The organism is Nocardioides scoriae (assembly GCF_900104965.1).
Taxonomy (GTDB): domain Bacteria; phylum Actinomycetota; class Actinomycetes; order Propionibacteriales; family Nocardioidaceae; genus Marmoricola; species Marmoricola scoriae.
On record NZ_LT629757.1, the window covers coordinates 1,844,882 to 1,861,366 of the forward strand.

The 16,485-nt window shown below is 73.7% G+C and carries 12 protein-coding genes; 7 read left to right on the plus strand and 5 right to left on the minus strand.

What is annotated here, in order from left to right; translation table 11 throughout:
- Positions 1-167 precede the first annotated feature (167 nt).
- Positions 168-1,151 (minus strand): glycerophosphodiester phosphodiesterase family protein, encoded by a 984-nt coding sequence (locus BLU55_RS08795; protein ID WP_157682806.1) that lies wholly within the window; start codon positions 1,149-1,151, stop codon positions 168-170.
- Positions 1,152-1,223: 72 nt separating this feature from the next.
- Between BLU55_RS08795 and BLU55_RS08800 the strand changes: the two genes are divergently transcribed.
- From BLU55_RS08800 to BLU55_RS08825, 6 genes are all read left to right on the plus strand, one after another.
- The gene (locus BLU55_RS08800; protein WP_197681136.1) at positions 1,224-1,760 is read left to right on the plus strand and encodes a YbaK/EbsC family protein; all 537 of its coding nucleotides are present in this window, start codon (positions 1,224-1,226) and stop codon (positions 1,758-1,760) included.
- Between the two features lie 19 nt (positions 1,761-1,779).
- Positions 1,780-2,811 carry an LLM class F420-dependent oxidoreductase gene (locus BLU55_RS08805; RefSeq protein WP_091728565.1) on the plus strand — a complete coding sequence of 344 codons (1,032 nt, stop codon included), beginning with the start codon at positions 1,780-1,782 and terminating at the stop codon, positions 2,809-2,811.
- 35 nt (positions 2,812-2,846) lie between these two features.
- Positions 2,847-5,411 carry a bifunctional FO biosynthesis protein CofGH gene (locus BLU55_RS08810; RefSeq protein WP_091728568.1) on the plus strand — a complete coding sequence of 855 codons (2,565 nt, stop codon included), beginning with the start codon at positions 2,847-2,849 and terminating at the stop codon, positions 5,409-5,411.
- 154 nt (positions 5,412-5,565) lie between these two features.
- Positions 5,566-6,960: a xylulokinase gene (gene xylB, locus BLU55_RS08815; RefSeq protein ID WP_091728570.1), complete on the plus strand. Its 1,395-nt coding sequence runs from the start codon at positions 5,566-5,568 to the stop codon at positions 6,958-6,960.
- Between the two features lie 72 nt (positions 6,961-7,032).
- Entirely contained in the window at positions 7,033-8,193 is a 1,161-nt protein-coding gene (gene xylA / locus BLU55_RS08820; protein WP_091728573.1) for a xylose isomerase, read from the plus strand.
- Positions 8,194-8,213: 20 nt separating this feature from the next.
- On the plus strand, positions 8,214-9,395 hold the full coding sequence (locus tag BLU55_RS08825) for an ROK family protein (protein ID WP_157682807.1): 1,182 nt from the start codon (positions 8,214-8,216) through the stop codon (positions 9,393-9,395).
- Between the two features lie 88 nt (positions 9,396-9,483).
- Here BLU55_RS08825 and BLU55_RS08830 read toward each other — a convergent pair whose 3' ends face one another.
- The 4 genes from BLU55_RS08830 to BLU55_RS08845 all read right to left on the minus strand — a co-directional run bounded on the left by BLU55_RS08830 (position 9,484) and on the right by BLU55_RS08845 (position 14,104).
- On the minus strand, positions 9,484-10,719 hold the full coding sequence (locus tag BLU55_RS08830; protein ID WP_157682808.1) for an ROK family protein: 1,236 nt from the start codon (positions 10,717-10,719) through the stop codon (positions 9,484-9,486).
- 2 nt (positions 10,720-10,721) lie between these two features.
- Positions 10,722-12,050 carry a sugar ABC transporter permease gene (locus BLU55_RS08835; RefSeq protein ID WP_091728579.1) on the minus strand — a complete coding sequence of 443 codons (1,329 nt, stop codon included), beginning with the start codon at positions 12,048-12,050 and terminating at the stop codon, positions 10,722-10,724.
- 10 nt (positions 12,051-12,060) lie between these two features.
- The gene (locus BLU55_RS08840; RefSeq protein ID WP_172833890.1) at positions 12,061-12,840 is read right to left on the minus strand and encodes an ATP-binding cassette domain-containing protein; all 780 of its coding nucleotides are present in this window, start codon (positions 12,838-12,840) and stop codon (positions 12,061-12,063) included.
- A 181-nt stretch (positions 12,841-13,021) separates the two neighbouring features.
- Positions 13,022-14,104: a sugar ABC transporter substrate-binding protein gene (locus tag BLU55_RS08845; RefSeq protein WP_091733653.1), complete on the minus strand. Its 1,083-nt coding sequence runs from the start codon at positions 14,102-14,104 to the stop codon at positions 13,022-13,024.
- A gap of 336 nt (positions 14,105-14,440) precedes the next feature.
- Between BLU55_RS08845 and BLU55_RS08850 the strand changes: the two genes are divergently transcribed.
- Positions 14,441-16,477, plus strand: coding sequence for a hypothetical protein (locus BLU55_RS08850; RefSeq protein ID WP_091728584.1), 2,037 nt, complete (start codon positions 14,441-14,443; stop codon positions 16,475-16,477).
- Positions 16,478-16,485 lie beyond the last annotated feature (8 nt).

Sequence of the window (16,485 nt, forward strand, 5' to 3'; positions counted from 1 at the left end):
GGGTCAGGCCAGCCGGGCGGTTGGTGCCCGCGGGCGCGGGCGCGGCGTACGCCGGGGCCGGGAGCGGCGCTGATCACCCGGACGTCCGGGTGATCAGTGACTGGACGTCTGTTGCAACAGACGTCCAGTCACCGAAAACGACGTCCAGTGGCTGCTGCGGCGGGGGGTCAGGCCAGCTGGGCGGGACGGGCGACGCCCAGGCCGCGGGCGCGGCGTACGCCGTGGGCGAGCTCGGGGAAGTCCGTCAGCAGGCCGTCGACGCCGAGGCCGAGGAGGCGCTCGACCTCCACGTCGGCGCGGCCGTGGGTGCGGCCCCGACCGGGGACCTGGAGGTCGGTGGAGAGGTGGCGGTTCTCGCTGCGCAGGGTCCAGACCAGGACGTCGAGGCCGGCGGCGACCGCCTTGTCGAGGGCGGCGCCGGGGCCGTCGTAGCGACCCTGCTCGTCGCGCCGCAGCACGTGGTCCTTGTGCAGGCCCACGCCGGTGACGGTGCCGGCGAGCTTGTGCAGCCCGCGCCGGCGCAGCTTGACGCCGGCGTCCACGAGCTGCACCAGGTCGAGGTCGGCCCGGGCACGCAGCTGCTTGAGCAGGTGGGTCTCGAAGGCCATCACCGTGACGGGCGACAGCGCCGAGGTCAGGTGGCGCTCGCGCAGCAGGTCGAGCAGCAGCTCGTCGACCGGGAGGCCGAGGCGCGCCTGGTGGGCGCCGTGCTTGAGCTCGACGTGGAGGCCGAGGCGACGACCGAGGCGGGCCGACTCCTGGGCGCGCAGGTCGAGCAGCTCGGCCAGGGTGAGGATCCCGACCTGGTCGTCGTAGCGCGCGCTCGTGGGGCGGCGCCGGGGCCAGCGCTCGCGGGCGCGCAGCGTGCGCAGCTCGGCGAGGTCGAAGTCGTGGACGAACCAGCCCGTGACCCGCGCGCCGTCGACGACCTGCTCGCGCCGCAGGTGGGCGAACTCCGGCCGGTCGGCCACGTCGGTGGTCTTCTCCAGGTCGAGGTCGTGACGGCACACCAGCACGCCGTCGCGGGTGGCGACCACGTCGGGCTCCACCGAGTCGGCGCCGCTGCGCCACGCGAGGCGGTAGGCCAGCGCCGTGTGCTCGGGGCGGTGACCGCTCGCTCCGCGGTGGCCGATGACCAGGGGTGAGTCCACGCCCCCGAGCGTGCGCGGGCGAGGTGTACGGCCGGTGACGACGGGGAGAACGTCCTCGTTACGGTGCAGGGCGTGCCCGCATCCCTGGACCTCGTCCCCGCCCTGAGCCGCCCCGACCTGCTCGGGCCGCCCGTGGCGCAGGCGCTCGCCGCCTTCGCCCACGCCGACCGCGTCCGCGTCGCCGCCATCGACCCCGCGCTGGCCGACACCGCCGCCATGACCGAGGCGTACGCCGTGCCGCTCGCGGCCAGCGCCAACTGCGTGGTCGTGATGGGCCGCCGCGACGGCCAGGAGCGGATCGCCGCCTGCCTGGTGCGCGCCGACACCCGCGCCGACGTCAACACCGTGGTCAAGCGGCTGCTCGACGTCCGCAAGGCGTCCTTCCTCGACCACGACCGCGCGGTGGCCGAGACGGGCATGGAGCACGGCGGCATCACGCCCGTCGGCCTGCCCGACGGCTGGCGGCTGCTGGTCGACGCGCGCGTCGTCGAGATCCCCGACGCGGTCATCGGCAGCGGCATCCGCGGCTCGAAGCTGGCGCTGCCCGGCAGCGTCGTGGCCCAGCTGCCCGGCGCCGAGGTCGTGGAGGGCCTCGCCCGCGAGGGGTGAGGCACTAGCCTCACGCCCCATGCAGCTCTCGACGATCCTGTCCTACTCCGGCGACCCCCGCGCCGCCGCCGACCAGGTGGCCGCGCTCGAGGCGGCGGGCCTGGACACCATCTGGGTCGCCGAGGCCTACGGCTTCGACTCGCCCACCCTGATGGGCTACCTCGCGGCGCGCACCGAGCGGGTGCGGATCGGCTCGGCCATCCTCAACGTCTACTCCCGCACGCCGACCCTGCTCGCCCAGACCGCGGCGGGCCTCGACAACGTCTCGGGCGGCCGCGCCGTCCTCGGCCTCGGTGCGTCCGGGCCGCAGGTCGTCGAGGGCTGGCACGGCATGCCGTACGACCGCCCCCTGGGCCGCACCCGCGAGGCGATCGAGATCGTCCGCTCCGCCCTGCGCCGCGAGGTGGTGCGCCACGACGGCCGCAGCTTCACGCTGCCGCTGCCGGCCGACCAGGGCACCGGGCTCGGCAAGCCGCTGAAGATGCTCACCCACCCCGAGCGCAGCAGCGTGCCCGTCTACGTCGCGGCGCTGGGGCCGAGGTCGGTCGAGAGCACCGCCGAGATCGCCGACGGCTGGCTGCCGTTCCTCTTCAGCCCCGAGGGCGCGGCCGGTGTCTGGGGCGACGCCCTGGCCGCCGGGTTCGCCCGCCGCTCGGCCGACCTCGGGCCGCTCCAGGTCGTCGGCGGTGGCCTGGTCGCGGTCGGCGACGACGTCGAGGACCGGCTCGACCTGGCCCGCCCGCACGCCGCGCTCTACATCGGCGGCATGGGCGCGAAGGGCAAGAACTTCTACCACCAGCTGGCCTGCCAGTACGGCTTCGAGGCCGAGGCCGACCAGGTCCAGGAGCTGTTCCTGGCCGGGAAGAAGCGCGAGGCCGAGGCAGCCGTGCCGCGGGCCCTGCTCGAGCAGACCAACCTGGTCGGCCCGGAGGGCCACGTCCGCGAGCGCATCGAGGCCTACCGCGAGGCCGGGGTGACCGACCTGCAGGTGCTCCCCGTCGACGAGGACCCCGTGGGGCTGGTGCGCCGGCTCAAGGAGTGGGTGGCCTGACCCTCCGGGGGTGGCCGCGACTAGCCTGGGAGGCGATGGCAACCCAGCAGTCCGACCCGGCCTCCTCGCCGGCACCGACGCCGCAGCAGCTGCGGCGGGCCCTGGCCCGCGCCGAGCGCGGGGCTGCGCTCGACCCGGCCGAGGCCACGGTGCTGCTCTCCGCCCGGGGCGACGACCTCGAGCGGCTGTGCGCCGTCGCGGCGCGGGTGCGCGACGCCGGCCTGGTCGCGGCGGGCCGGCCGGGCGTGGTGACGTACTCCCCCAAGGTCTTCGTGCCCGTCACGCGGCTGTGCCGCGACCGCTGCCACTACTGCACCTTCGTCACCACCCCGGGTCACCTCGAGCGCGAGGGCCAGGCGCCGTACCTCTCCCCCGACGAGATCCTCGACATCGCCCGCCGGGGCGCCGAGCTGGGCTGCGCCGAGGCGCTGTTCACCCTCGGCGACCGGCCCGAGGACCGGTGGCCCGAGGCCCGGACCTGGCTCGACGAGCAGGGCTACGACTCGACGCTGGCCTACGTGCGGGCGATGGCCGTGCGGGTGCTGGAGGAGACCGGGCTGCTGCCCCACCTCAACCCCGGGGTGATGTCGTGGGAGGAGATCAACCGGCTCAAGCCGGTCTCCCCCTCGATGGGGATGATGCTCGAGACCACCTCGCGGCGGCTCTTCGAGACCAAGGGCCTGGCCCACTTTGGCTCGCCCGACAAGGACCCCGACGTGCGCCTGCGGGTGCTCGAGGACGCCGGCCGGCTGTCCGTGCCGTTCACGACCGGCGTGCTGGTCGGCATCGGCGAGACCCTGGAGGAGCGCGCCGACTCGCTGTTCGCCGTACGCCGCGTGGCCCGGCAGTTCGGCCACGTGCAGGAGGTGATCGTCCAGAACTTCCGCGCCAAGCCCGACACCGCGATGCGCCACCGCGACGACCTGCCGCTCGACGACTACCTCGCCACGCTGGCGGTGGCCCGCGTCGTGCTCGGCCCGCAGGTCCGGCTGCAGGCGCCGCCCAACCTGGTCGACCTCGCGGAGTGCCGCGCGCTGCTGGGCGCCGGCGTCGACGACTGGGGCGGCGTCTCCCCGCTCACGCCCGACCACGTCAACCCCGAGCGGCCCTGGCCCAGCCTCGACCGGCTCCGCCAGGTCACCGCCGACTCCGGCTTCGAGCTGCGGGCCCGGCTAACCGTGCACCCGTCGTACGCCCTGACCGGCGAGCCGTGGATCGACCCCCGGGTCTCGGGCCACGTCGCGGCCCTGGCCGGCGACGACGGCCTGCTCCACGACGACGTCGTCGAGCGGCGTCGGCAGCCGGTCGGACTGCCCTGGCAGGAGCCGGACGGCGGGTTCGCCCACACCGGCGCCGGCACCGGCCGCATCGACCTGCACGCCTCGGTCGACACCACCGGCCGCTCCGAGGACCGCCGCTCCGACTTCGACGAGGTCTACGGCGACTGGGAGTCGCTGCGCGAGCAGGCCGGCTCCCCCGTCGCCGCCCCGGCGGGGGCCACCTCCGACGGCGTGGCTGCGCTCCGGGCCGCCGAGCGCGACCCGGGCAACCTGTCCGACGAGCACGCGCTGACCCTGATGACCGCCGAGGGCGACCTGCTCGACCAGGTCTGCCGCCTCGCCGACGACCTGCGCCGCGAGACCGTCGGCGACGACGTCACCTACGTGGTGAACCGCAACATCAACTTCACCAACGTCTGCTACGTCGGCTGCCGGTTCTGCGCCTTCGCCCAGCGGCGCACCGACGCCGACGCCTACTCGCTCTCGCTCGACCAGGTCGCCGACCGGGCCGAGGAGGCCTGGGGCCTGGGCGCCACCGAGGTCTGCATGCAGGGCGGCATCGACCCCGAGCTGCCCGGCACGGCGTACTTCGACCTCGCCGCGGCGGTGAAGAAGCGCGTCCCCCAGATGCACGTGCACGCCTTCTCGCCCATGGAGATCGTCAACGGCTCCAGCCGCACCGGCCTGTCGTTCGAGGACTTCCTCATCAAGGCCCGCGAGTCCGGCCTCGACACCATCCCCGGCACCGCCGCCGAGATCCTCGACGACGACGTCCGCTGGGTGCTGACCAAGGGCAAGCTGCCGACCCGCACCTGGATCGACGTCATCAGCACCGCGCACCGCGTCGGCATCCCGACGACCAGCACGATGATGTACGGCCACGTCGACAACCCCCGCCACTGGGTCAACCACCTGCGCGTGCTCTCGAGGATCCAGGACGAGTCGCTGGCCGCCGGGGACGTCGGGTTCACCGAGTTCGTGCCGCTGCCGTTCGTGCACACCAGCGCGCCCATCTACCTCGCCGGCGTCGCGCGCCCCGGACCCTCGCTGCGCGACAACCTCGCCGTCCACGCGATGGCCCGGATCCTGCTCCACGGCCGGATCCGCAACATCCAGACCAGCTGGGTCAAGCTCGGCACCGACGGCACCCGCGCCATGCTCCGGGCCGGCGCCAACGACCTCGGCGGCACCCTGATGGAGGAGACCATCTCCCGGATGGCCGGTTCCCAGCACGGCTCCGCCAAGACCGTCGAGGAGCTCGAGGCCATCGGCGCCGGCATCGGGCGGCCCGTGCGGCGGCGCACGACCACCTACGCCTGAGGGTCGGCCGGGGTGGGCGTCTCCTGCCCGTGGCGGGGTAGTCCGAGACGTTCGGCATCTCGAATCGGACCTTTCACCTGCCGAACGTCTCGGACTACCCCTCCAACCCCCACCCACGCTTGACTTAGTTCAAGACTCGTATAAATTACCGACCATGGCTCTCGTGCTCGGTGTGGACTCCTCGACCCAGTCGACCAAGGCGCTGCTGGTGGATGCCGAGGACGGCACCGTCGTCGAGCAGCGCACGGCCCGCCACCCCGAGGGGACGGCCGTCGACCCGCGGGCCTGGCTGGCGGCGTTCGACGAGGCGGCCGGGCCGCTGCTCGACCGCGCCGAGGCCGTCGCGATCGGGGGCCAGCAGCACGGGTCGGTCGTGCTGGACGCCGAGGGCGAGCCGGTCCACGACGCGCTGCTGTGGAACGACATGCGCAGCGCCGGGGCCGCGGCCGACCTCGTCGAGGAGCTCGGCGGGGCCCAGGCCAGCGCCGACCTGACCGGCACGGTCCTCAACGCCTCGATCACCATCGCCAAGCTCCGCTGGATGCGCGACCACGCGGGCGACGCGCTGGCCCGCGCCCACCGGGTGCTGCTGCCCCACGACTACCTGACCTGGCACCTCGCCGGCCGTCCCGACGAGGCCACCACGGACCGCGGCGACGCGTCGGGCACCGGCTACTTCTCCCCCGCCCAGGACGCCTGGCTGCCCGAGCTGCTCGAGCAGGCCGCCGGCCGCTCGCTCGCGCTGCCCCGGGTCGCGGAGCCGGCGGAGGTCGTCGGCCACCACGGCTCGGTGGCCATCGCCCCCGGCACCGGCGACAACATGGCCGCCGCCCTCGGGCTGGGCCTGCGCCCCGGCGACGCCGCGGTCTCGATCGGCACCTCCGGCGTGGTCTCGATGGTGGCGTCCGGCCCCTCGGCCGACGGCACCGGCATGGTGGCCGGGTTCGCCGACGCGACCGGCCGGTTCCTGCCGCTCGCCTGCACCGTCAACGCCGCGCGCATCCTCGACCTCGCCGCCCGGCTGCTCGGCACCGACCACGCCGGCCTGGCCGAGCTGGCCCTGGCCTCGGTCCCCGGCGCCCACGGCCTGACGCTGCTGCCCTACCTCGACGGCGAGCGCACCCCGGCCCGCCCCGACGCGACCGGCACCCTGCACGGCCTCACCAGCAGCACCACCCGCGAGGACCTCGCCCGGGCCCACGTCGAGGGCCTGCTGCTGAGCCTGGCCGACGCGCTGGCCGCCATGGACGCCATGTCCGACGCCTCCCCCGCCCGCGCACTGCTCATCGGCGGCGCCGCCCGCAACCCGGCGGTCCGGGCGCTGGCCCCCGCCGTGCTCGGCGTGCCCGTGGCGCTGCCCGAGCCCGGCGAGTACGTCGCCCTCGGCGCCGCCCGCCAGGCCGCCTGGGCCCTGCTCGGCACCGAGGCGCCCCCGCAGTGGCCGGTCCCGGCCACCGAGCTGGCCGACCCGTCGGCCGGCCCCGACGCCGGCGAGCTCACCGCGGCGTACGCCCGGCTGCGCGAGCGCACCACCGACTGGCACGCCTGACCCGCCGCCTGCACCCCACGCCCCACCCGTCCCTCACCCCACCGCCCCGCACGACCCACCGAAAGGCACCCCATGACCTACACGCCCGTCCCCGAGGACAAGTTCTCCTTCGGCCTCTGGACCGTGCAGTACCCCGGCCGCGACCCGTTCGGCGAGCCCACCCGCCCCGCCATGGACCCCGTGCGCGCGGTCGAGAAGCTGGCCGAGATCGGCGCGTACGGCGTCAACTTCCACGACGACGACGTGGTGCCCTTCGGGTCCTCGGACGCCGAGCGCGAGAAGATCCTCGACGCCTTCAAGAAGTCGCTCACCGACACCGGCATGGTCGTCACGACCGCCACCACCAACCTCTTCGGCCACCCGGTCTTCAAGGACGGCGCCTTCACCTCCAACCTGCGCGACGTGCGCCGGTTCGCGCTGAAGAAGACCATGCGCAACATCGACCTCGCCGCCGAGCTCGGCGCCAAGGTGTACGTCGCGTGGGGCGGCCGCGAGGGCGCCGAGTCGCAGGCCTCCAAGGACGTGATGGTCGCGCTCGACCGCTACAAGGAGGCCTTTGACGTCCTGGGCGACTACGTCACCGAGAAGGGCTACGACCTCCGCTTCGCCATCGAGCCCAAGCCCAACGAGCCCCGCGGCGACATCCTGCTGCCGACGATTGGCCACGCCCTGGCCTTCATCGAGCGCCTCGAGCGGCCCGAGCTGGTCGGCGTGAACCCCGAGATCGGCCACGAGGAGATGGCGGGCATGAACGCCGCCGCCGGTTACGCCCAGGCCATGTGGCAGGGCAAGCTCTACCACATCGACCTCAACGGCCAGAACGGTCCGAAGTACGACCAGGACCTGCGCTTCGGCGCCGGCAACGTGCGTGGCGCCTTCTGGATCGTCGACACCCTGCTCGCCGGCGGGTACGACGGCCCGGTGCACTTCGACTTCAAGACCCCGCGCACCGAGGACGACAACGGCGTGTGGGTCTCGGCCGAGGCCTGCATGCGCAACTACCTGATTCTGCGCGAGAAGGCCCAGGCGTTCCGGGCCGACCCGGAGGTCCAGGCCGCGCTCGAGGCCTCGCACCTGCCCGAGCTGTCGGTGCCGACGCTGGCCGAGGGCGAGACCTGGCAGACCCTGGTCGACGCCGCCGACCCCGACGTCGAGACCATCGGCGCCCGCGGGATGGCCTTCGAGCGCCTCGACCAGCTGGCGCTCGAGCACCTGTACGGCATCCGCTCCTGAGCGGCACCGGGCTGCGGCTGGTGGACGCGGCTCCCGCGGCCACCGAGGACGTGCGGCGCCGCAACACCGCCGCGGTGCTGCGGCTGCTGCGCGACTCCGGTCCCGCGAGCCGGGCCGACCTGGCCCGGCTCTCGGGGCTGGCCAAGGCCACGGTCGGCACCATCGTCGGCCACCTGCAGCAGCTGGGCGCGGTGGCCGAGGCCACCGCGTCCCCCGCGGCCGGCCGGGGCCGACCGAGCACCCCGGTCGAGCTCGACGGGCGCTCGCACGCCGGCCTCGGGATCGAGGTGAACGTCGACTACGTCGCCGTCACCGCGCTCGACCTCGCGGGCCGCGAGCTGTGGTTCGAGGAGCGCCCCCGCACCTCGGCCACGATGCCCGTCGAGCAGGTCGTCGCCCTCGCCCGCGAGCAGCTCGACCGGGCGCGCGGGCAGGGGCTGGCTCCGCTGGGCCTGACCGTCGCCGTGCCCGGCCTCATCGACCGGGCCGCCGGCCGGGTCGTGCAGGCACCCAACCTGGGCTGGGACGACGTGCCCCTGGCGGCGCTGCTCACCGACGCGCTCGGGGACGACCCGGGGTCCGCCGAGGTGGCGGTCAGCGTCGACAACGACGCCAACTGCGCCGTGCGCGCCGAGAGCCTGCGCGGCGTCGCCGCCGGCACCCGCGACCTCGTCTACCTGACCGGCACCGTCGGCCTCGGCGCCGGCATCCTGGCCGAGGGCCGGGTGCTGCGCGGCTCCCGCGGGCTGGCCGGCGAGGTCGGCCACCTGCGCGTCGGCACCACCCAGCCGTGCGCCTGCGGCCGCGAGGGCTGCTGGGAGGCCCTGGCCGGGCAGCGGGCCCTGGTCGCCGCGAGCGGGCTGGAGGTCGATCCGGGCGAGGACCCCGTCGGGTACGCCCGCCGCCTCGCCGGCCTCCCCGACGCCGAGACCCTGCTGCGGCCGGTCACCGAGGCCATGGAGCGCGGCGTCGCCGCCCTGGTGCTCGGGCTCGACCCGTCGGTGGTCGTCCTCGGTGGCGCCTTCGTGCCGCTCGGCGACGTGCTCGTCCCCGCGCTCGAGCGCTCCCTGGCCCGCGGCTTCACCGGCCCCGGCGTGCGGGTGGCGCTCAGCAGCCTCGGCCTCCACGCCGCTTCGGTCGGTGCCGCCCTGGACGCGCTCGACGACGTGTACGCCGGGCGGCGGTCGCTGCCGGCGCGCTGATCACCCGGACGTCCGGGTAATCGGTGACTGGACGGGTGTTGCAACGGACGTCCAGTCACCGAAAAGGACGTCCAGTGACCCCGCCGACCTAGGCGCCCATCACGGTCGAGAGCGCACCCTCGGCACGGGCCAGCACCCCGACGGGGTCGGCGAGCAGGTCGGTGAAGGCCAGCTCGGCGGCGCCGACGATGACCGAGTCGCCGCCGAGCCACGGGAGCACGATCTGGGCCTCCCGGGCCGGGGCCTCGAGGGCCCAGGCGTCGAGGGCGTCCAGGACGTCGTCGCGCACCAGCGGGAAGACCCAGCGCAGCACGCCGCCGAGGATGACGACCTCGGGGTTGAAGACGTTGACCAGGCCGCCGAGGCCGACGCCGAGGGAGCGGCCCAGGCGGCGCAGCTCCGGGGGGACGCGGGTGCCGGGCTGGAGGTACTCCGGCAGCCGGTCGATCTCGTCGTCGGGGCAGCCGACCGCCGCGGCGACGGCGTGGGAGCCGATCTCGGTCTCCCAGCAGCCGGTGTTGCCGCAGCGGCACCGGGCGCCGCCGTTGTCGAAGCGCTGGTGGCCGACCTCGCCGGCGTACCCGCTCGCCCCGCGCATCGGCAGGCCCTCGACGATGACGCCGCCGCCGACGCCGACGTCGCACGAGAGGAAGATCAGGTGCGACTTGTGGCGGCCGGCGCCGCGGATGTGCTCGGCCAGGGCCCCGAGCTCGGCGTCGTTGCCCAGCCGCACGGGGACCCGCAGGCCGATCCGGCTGGCCAGCAGCGGCGAGAACGACACGTCGCTCCAGCCCAGGTTGGGCGCGAAGCGGACCAGGCCGGTGGCGTCGTTGACCACGCCCGGGACGGCCGCGGCGATGCCGACCAGCCGCGAGCCCGGCTCGGCCGAGCGCAGCAGCTGGCGCAGCATCTCCACGACCACGTCGACCACGACCTCCGGGTCGCGGTCCGACGGGGTCGGGCGCGAGATCCGCTCCAGCACGCCGCCGCCGAGCCCGACCCGGGCGACGTCCATCGAGTCGACGCCCAGCTGGACGGCGAGGACGAAGACGGAGTCCGGGTCGGGGTTGACGTCGAGGGAGGGGCGGCCGGCGCCGGCGCGGGGGTGTAGCCCCGCCTCCGGCACCGACTGGCTGACGACCGCGAGCTCGTCCAGCTCGCGCACCAGGTCACCGATGGTGGAGCGGTTGAGCCCCATCCGCTCGGTGAGCTGGGCGCGGGAGACACCACCGGAGTGGTGCACGTGCCCGAGGAGCGTGGCCAGGTTGTGCCGTCGCACAGCCTCCTGGTTGGTGCCCGTCCCGCGCCGCCTCGTGGCGGCCACGCTCACGTCCCCGTGGCGGAGCGGCGACGACGCGAGACCGCGTCGACGGAGGCGGCGAGCAGCAGCACGCTGCCGGTGATGATGTAGTTGATGTACGCCGCCTGGTTGAGCAGGCCGAGCCCGTTGTCGATCGTGGCGATCACGAGGCCGCCGATGACGGCGTCGCGGATCAGGCCCTTGCCGCCGAAGAGGCTGGTGCCACCGATGACCGCCGCGCCCACGGCGTACAGCAGCACGTTGCCTCCACCGGAGCCGGGCGAGACCTTGCCGTCGTACGACGCGGTGATGATGCCGCTGATCGCCGCCATCGAGGAGCAGATGACGAAGGCGGACATCCGCAGCCGGTCGACGTTGATGCCGGCACGACGCGCGGCCTCGGTGTTGCCGCCGACGGCGTACATGTGGCGGCCGTAGGCGGTGCGCCCGAACACGAAGGTCCAGAAGATCAGCAGGGCGCCCACGACGAACACGGCGTAGGGGATGCCGGCGATCTGGAAGGTGGGCACGCGGCTGCGGTTCTGCGACAGGATCACGGTCACCACGACGACGACCAGGGCGAGCCCGCCGAACTTGACCGCCACCAGCGAGGCCGGAGGACGCTGCAGGTTCTTCTGGGTGAGCCGGCGCTGGCGCCAGAACAGCAGGCCGCCGTAGAGCGCGAGCAGCGCCACCACGACGATCCAGCCGGCGACCGGGGGCATCGACTTGATGGTGATGCCGCGCAGCACGCCGTCGCGCACCGGGACGGTGCCGCCGAGGCCGATCAGCTTGAGGATGACGCCCTGCAGGCCGAGGAAGAAGGCCAGCGTGACGACGAACGACGGGATCCCCAGCTTGGAGACCAGCAGGCCGATCGCGAGGCCGACCAGGGCGCCCACGGCGATGCCGATGAGCACGGCCAGCGGCCAGGAGATGCCGTTGCGGTCGATGGCCACGGCCGTGAAGCCGGCCGCCATGCCGCCCGCGACACCGGCCGAGAGGTCGATGTCGCCCAGGAGCAGCACCGGGATCAGGCCCATGGCCAGGACCGAGATCGCCGAGGCCTGGGTCATCAGGTTGGCGATGTTGAGCGCGCTGGTGAAGGAGTCGGGGCGCAGCGCGGAGAACACGATGAACAGCGCGACGAGGCCGAGGACGGCGGGCAGGGCGCCCATGTCGCCGCCGCGGAGGCGGTCGCGGTAGTCGCGGAAGGACTCCCCCAGCGACGCGCTGGCCTTGTCGTTGGCGAAGTCGGCGGCCGCGAGGGTGGGGGCGGTGCCGGTGGCGGAGGGTGCGGTGCCGGCGGCGCCGGGAGCGCCGGGGTCCGCGGTCTTGTCCGAGTGGGTGGTCATGTCTGCCTCCTCAGGCCGACTCGGCCGCGGTGGCGGCGGGGATTCCGACGTTGCCCGAGCGGCCGGCCGTGATGAGCTCGACGATCTGGCTGTGGTTGGTCTCGGCGGCCGGGATGTCGGCCGCGACGCGCCCCAGGAACAGCGCGGTGATGCGGTCAGAGACCTCGAGGACGTCGACCATGTTGTGCGAGATCAGCACCACGCCGAGACCGGCGTCGGCGAGCCGGCGCACCAGGTCGAGGACCTGGCGGGTCTGGGCGACGCCGAGGGCGGCGGTGGGCTCGTCGAGCAGCACCACCTTGGAGTTCCACAGCACCGCCTTGGCGATGGCCACGGTCTGGCGCTGGCCGCCGGAGAGCGAGGAGACGCTCTGGCGCACGGACTTGACGGTGCGCACCGACAGCGACGCGAGGGTCTCGCGGGCCCGCTCCTCCATGCCGAGCTCGTCGAGCATGAGGCCACCGGTGCGGGCCTCGCGACCGAGGAACATGTTCTGGACGATGTCGAGGTTGTCGCACAGCGCGAGGTCCTGGTAGACGACCTCGAGGCCGAGGGCCGAGGCGTCCTTGGGGCTGTGGATGCTGACGGGCTTGCCGTCGAAGAGGAACTCGCCGGAGTCGGCGCGGTAGATGCCGGCGATGGTCTTGACCAGCGTCGACTTGCCGGCGCCGTTGTCGCCCACGAGGGCGGTGACCTGGCCGGGGTAGACCTTGAAGTTGACGTCGTGGAGGACCTGGACGGGTCCGAAGCTCTTGTTGACTCCACGCAGCTCGAGCAGTGGTTCTGGCATCACGCCTCCGGGGCGGTGGGACCGTCGGTCCGCGGGAGGGGCGGGACGGACGGGCGGGACGGGTGGCTCACGGCGCCGGGGGCGCGGTGCGGGTGGTGCGGGGTGGTGCGGCGGACAGAGGGCGGGCCCGGCCCCGGTGGGGACCGGGCCCGCCCAGCGTCAGCTGGTGAGGATCACTGGATCACTTGATCCCGGCGTCCGTGCACTCCTTCTCGAAGCCCTTGCAGACGTCGGCGGCCGTGGCGCCACCGTCGTCGATGACGGCCTTGACGTTGTCCTTGGTGACCGCGACCGGGTCGAGCAGCACGGCGGGGACGTCGCGCTTGCCCTCGGAGTCGGTGACCGACCCGTCGGCCTTGGGCTCGTCGCCCTTGGCCAGGCCGATGGCGAGGTCGGCCAGCGCGCCGGCCTCCTGCTTGGCGGACTTGTAGACCGTCATGCACTGGGTGCCGGCGAGGATGTCCTGCAGGCCCTGGACGGTGGCGTCCTGACCGGTCACCGGGACCTTGCCGGCGACACCGTTCTTCTGCAGGATCGAGATCGCCGAGCCGCCGAGACCGTCGTTGGCGGCGAGGACGCCGTCGATCTTGCCGTTGTTCTCGGTGTACATCTGCTCGAAGATCTTGGTGGCCTGGGTGTTGTCCCAGCCCGGGACGGCCTGCTCGGCGACGACCTTGTAGTTGCTGTTGGCGTCGAGGACCGTGTGGGCACCCTTGGCGAACGCCGTCGCGTTGGAGTCGTCGGGCGAGCCGTTGAGGTAGACGATGTTGGCCTTGGTGTCCTGGCCGAGGCAGTTCTGCAGCCCCTCGCCCTGGAGCTCGCCGACCTTCTCGTTGTCGTAGGAGACGTAGTACGACGCGGAGCCGCCGAGGGTGAGGCGGTCGTAGTCGATCGTGGCGATGCCCTGGTTCTTGGCCTTCTCCTCGATGGCCGCACCGGACGCGTTGTCGAGGTTGACGATCGCCAGGACGGTCACGCCGCTGGTGATCATCGAGTCGGCGATCTTCTGCATCTGGGTGGCGTCGCCCTGCGCGTTCTGGATGTCGTAGTCCACGCCGGCGTCCTTGAAGGCCGCCTCGAGGGCGGGACGGTCCGCGGTCTCCCAGCGCACCGAGGACTCGGTGTCGGGGAGGATGACGCCGATCTTGGCGTCGGCGGCGGCACCGCTGCCGCCGCTGCCGCTGTCACCGCTGTCGCTGCTGCTGCCACAGCCGGTCAGGGTGAGCGCGAGCCCGAGGGACCCGGCGGCGAGAACTACAGGCATCCGCTTCACGCAGATCGCCTCCTTCGATGAGGGAGAGGGGCACCGGACCGGTGCGCGCCGCGGGGTGACTCCGAGGTGACCGTTGCGCTACCGACCGGTAAATGTTGGTCGGCACAACGTAACCGCCGTCACATCTGCGGTCTAGTAGGAACGAACAACAAATCGACGGGCGTGTCGTCGCGGTCTAGACAAGTCGCCGATTGGACTGCACCGAACCCCGTTCACACCCGGACAAAACCACTTAAAGTTGGCGCCATGACGCGCTTTCCGAGACCCAGGCACCCACCCGGGACCCGGTGGCGTCGACCCCGCGCGGGTGCCGTGGGTGCAGCCGGCGTGGCGGGGCTGCTCCTCGCTCCCCTGCTGGCCGCCTGCGGGGCCGCCGGCCCCGGCGACGACGCCCCGTCCGCGGGGTCCGTCGGGGCCGCGCCCGCGGCCACCAGCTGGGCGCCGGCACCGCGGCGCGCCCAGGGCCTGCGGGTGCTGGCCGAGTCCGGTCCACGGGGGTTCGCGCTGCACACCCGCTCGGGCGCCAAGACCTTCCTGCCGGGCATCAACCTGGGCAGCTCCACCCCCGGTCACCAGCCCGGCGAGGTCCAGCACATCGACGCCGCGACCTACCGCGGCTGGTTCGCCCAGATGCACGCGCTCCACATCCGGGTGGTGCGCAGCTACACGCTGCACCCGCCGGCCTTCTACGACGAGCTGGCCCGCTTCAACCGGGCCCACCCCAGCAGCCCGCTCTACCTGGTGCAGGGCGTCTACCTGCCGCTCGAGGACTACAACCAGCCCGGCCGCACGCTCTACACCCGCGCGATCGACACCGCCTTCACCCGCGAGCTGCGGCAGGTCTCCGACGCCGTCCACGGCGACCTGGTCCGACCGGCCGTCCCGGGGGCCGCCGGCGGCACCTACCGCACCGACGTCTCCCCCTGGGTGGCGTCGTGGATCGTGGGCGTCGAGTGGGACCCGGTCGGGGTGGCCCAGACCGACCGCGCGATGAAGCGCGCGGCGTACCGCCCGGGGCGCTACTTCGCCGCCCCGCGCGGCGCCACCGCCACCGAGCGCTGGATCGCGCGCCACATGGACCAGCTCGCCACCGCCGAGGCGAAGCGGGGCGTCTCCGTCCCGATCGCCGCCGCCAACTGGCCGACCGCCGACCCGCTGCGGCACCCGACCGAGCCGCTGGCCAGCGAGGACGCCGTCTCGGTCGACGCCATGCACCTGCTGCCGACGCGGGCGTGGCCCGGCGGCACCTTCGCCAGCTTCCACGCCTACCCCTACTACCCCGACTTCCAGCGCTCCGAGAAGGGGCTCGACGCCACCCGCTGGGAGGGCGAGCCCGACCGGTACGCCGGCTACCTGCGCTCGCTGCAGCGCCACTTCGCCTCGCGGATGCCGCTGGTCGTCAGCGAGTTCGGCGTGCCGTCCTCGATCGGCAGCGCCCACGACGGCACCCGCGGCCGCGACCAGGGGTCGCACTCCGAGCAGGAGGCGATGGCCATGGACGCCTCGATGCTGCGGATGATGAGGTCGCTGAAGCTGGCGGGCGGGTTCGTCTTCTCCTGGGAGGACGAGTGGTTCAAGCGGACCTGGAACACGATGGAGCACACCGACCCCGAGCGTCGGCAGCTGTGGCACGACCCGCTCACCAACGAGCAGTGGTTCGGCGTGGTCGCCACCGACACCGAGCAGGTGCCCGACGCCGCGGCCGAGCTGGTGCCGACCGACGGCGAGGTGGAGTACGTCCACGTGTGGGGCGACCACTCCTTCGTGCACCTCGAGGTCACCGGTCGCGAGCGCACCCCGACCCGCCTGGCCCTCGACGCCGACGTGGTGCCCGGCCCCGAGCGGGCCGACTACCGGCTGCGCCTGGACCGCGAGGCCGACACCGCCCAGGTGCAGGTCCGCAAGGCCCTGGACCCGATCCGGCTCGACACCCCCGGGGTGCCGTACCGCCCCGACGCCGACGCGGAGTGGCACGACTACGCCCTCATCACCAACCGGTCGCTGCAGGGCCGGCCCGCCGAGTTCGACCAGGTCGGACGGCTGGTGCGCGGCAGCTGGGACCCCGAGGACCCCGACTACGACTCGATGGCCACCTGGACGGTCGACGACGCGCACCGCACGGTGAAGGTGCGGCTGCCGTGGTCGATGCTGGGCCTGGCCGACCCGTCGGCGCGACTGGCGCTCGGCGAGGGCAGCCCGGCGGAGCGGGTCACCATCGACGGCATCGACCTGTCGCTCGACGTCGACGGCACCCCGGCCCAGCTGGACTTCACCTGGCCGACCTGGACCCGCGTCGGTTACACGACCCGCCTCAAGGCCGGCACCGACGGGCTGGCGGAGGCCTACCGCGACCTGGCGCCCTAGGGCCGGCG

Coding starts and splice junctions, on each gene's coding strand:
- BLU55_RS08805 (WP_091728565.1), top strand. CDS start 1,780: ATGCAGCTCTCGACGATCCTGTCCTACTCCGGCGACCCCCGCGCCGCC.
- BLU55_RS08810 (WP_091728568.1), top strand. CDS start 2,847: ATGGCAACCCAGCAGTCCGACCCGGCCTCCTCGCCGGCACCGACGCCG.
- xylB (WP_091728570.1), top strand. CDS start 5,566: ATGGCTCTCGTGCTCGGTGTGGACTCCTCGACCCAGTCGACCAAGGCG.
- xylA (WP_091728573.1), top strand. CDS start 7,033: ATGACCTACACGCCCGTCCCCGAGGACAAGTTCTCCTTCGGCCTCTGG.
- BLU55_RS08835 (WP_091728579.1), bottom strand. CDS start 12,050: ATGACCACCCACTCGGACAAGACCGCGGACCCCGGCGCTCCCGGCGCC.
- BLU55_RS08840 (WP_172833890.1), bottom strand. CDS start 12,840: ATGCCAGAACCACTGCTCGAGCTGCGTGGAGTCAACAAGAGCTTCGGA.
- BLU55_RS08845 (WP_091733653.1), bottom strand. CDS start 14,104: ATGCCTGTAGTTCTCGCCGCCGGGTCCCTCGGGCTCGCGCTCACCCTG.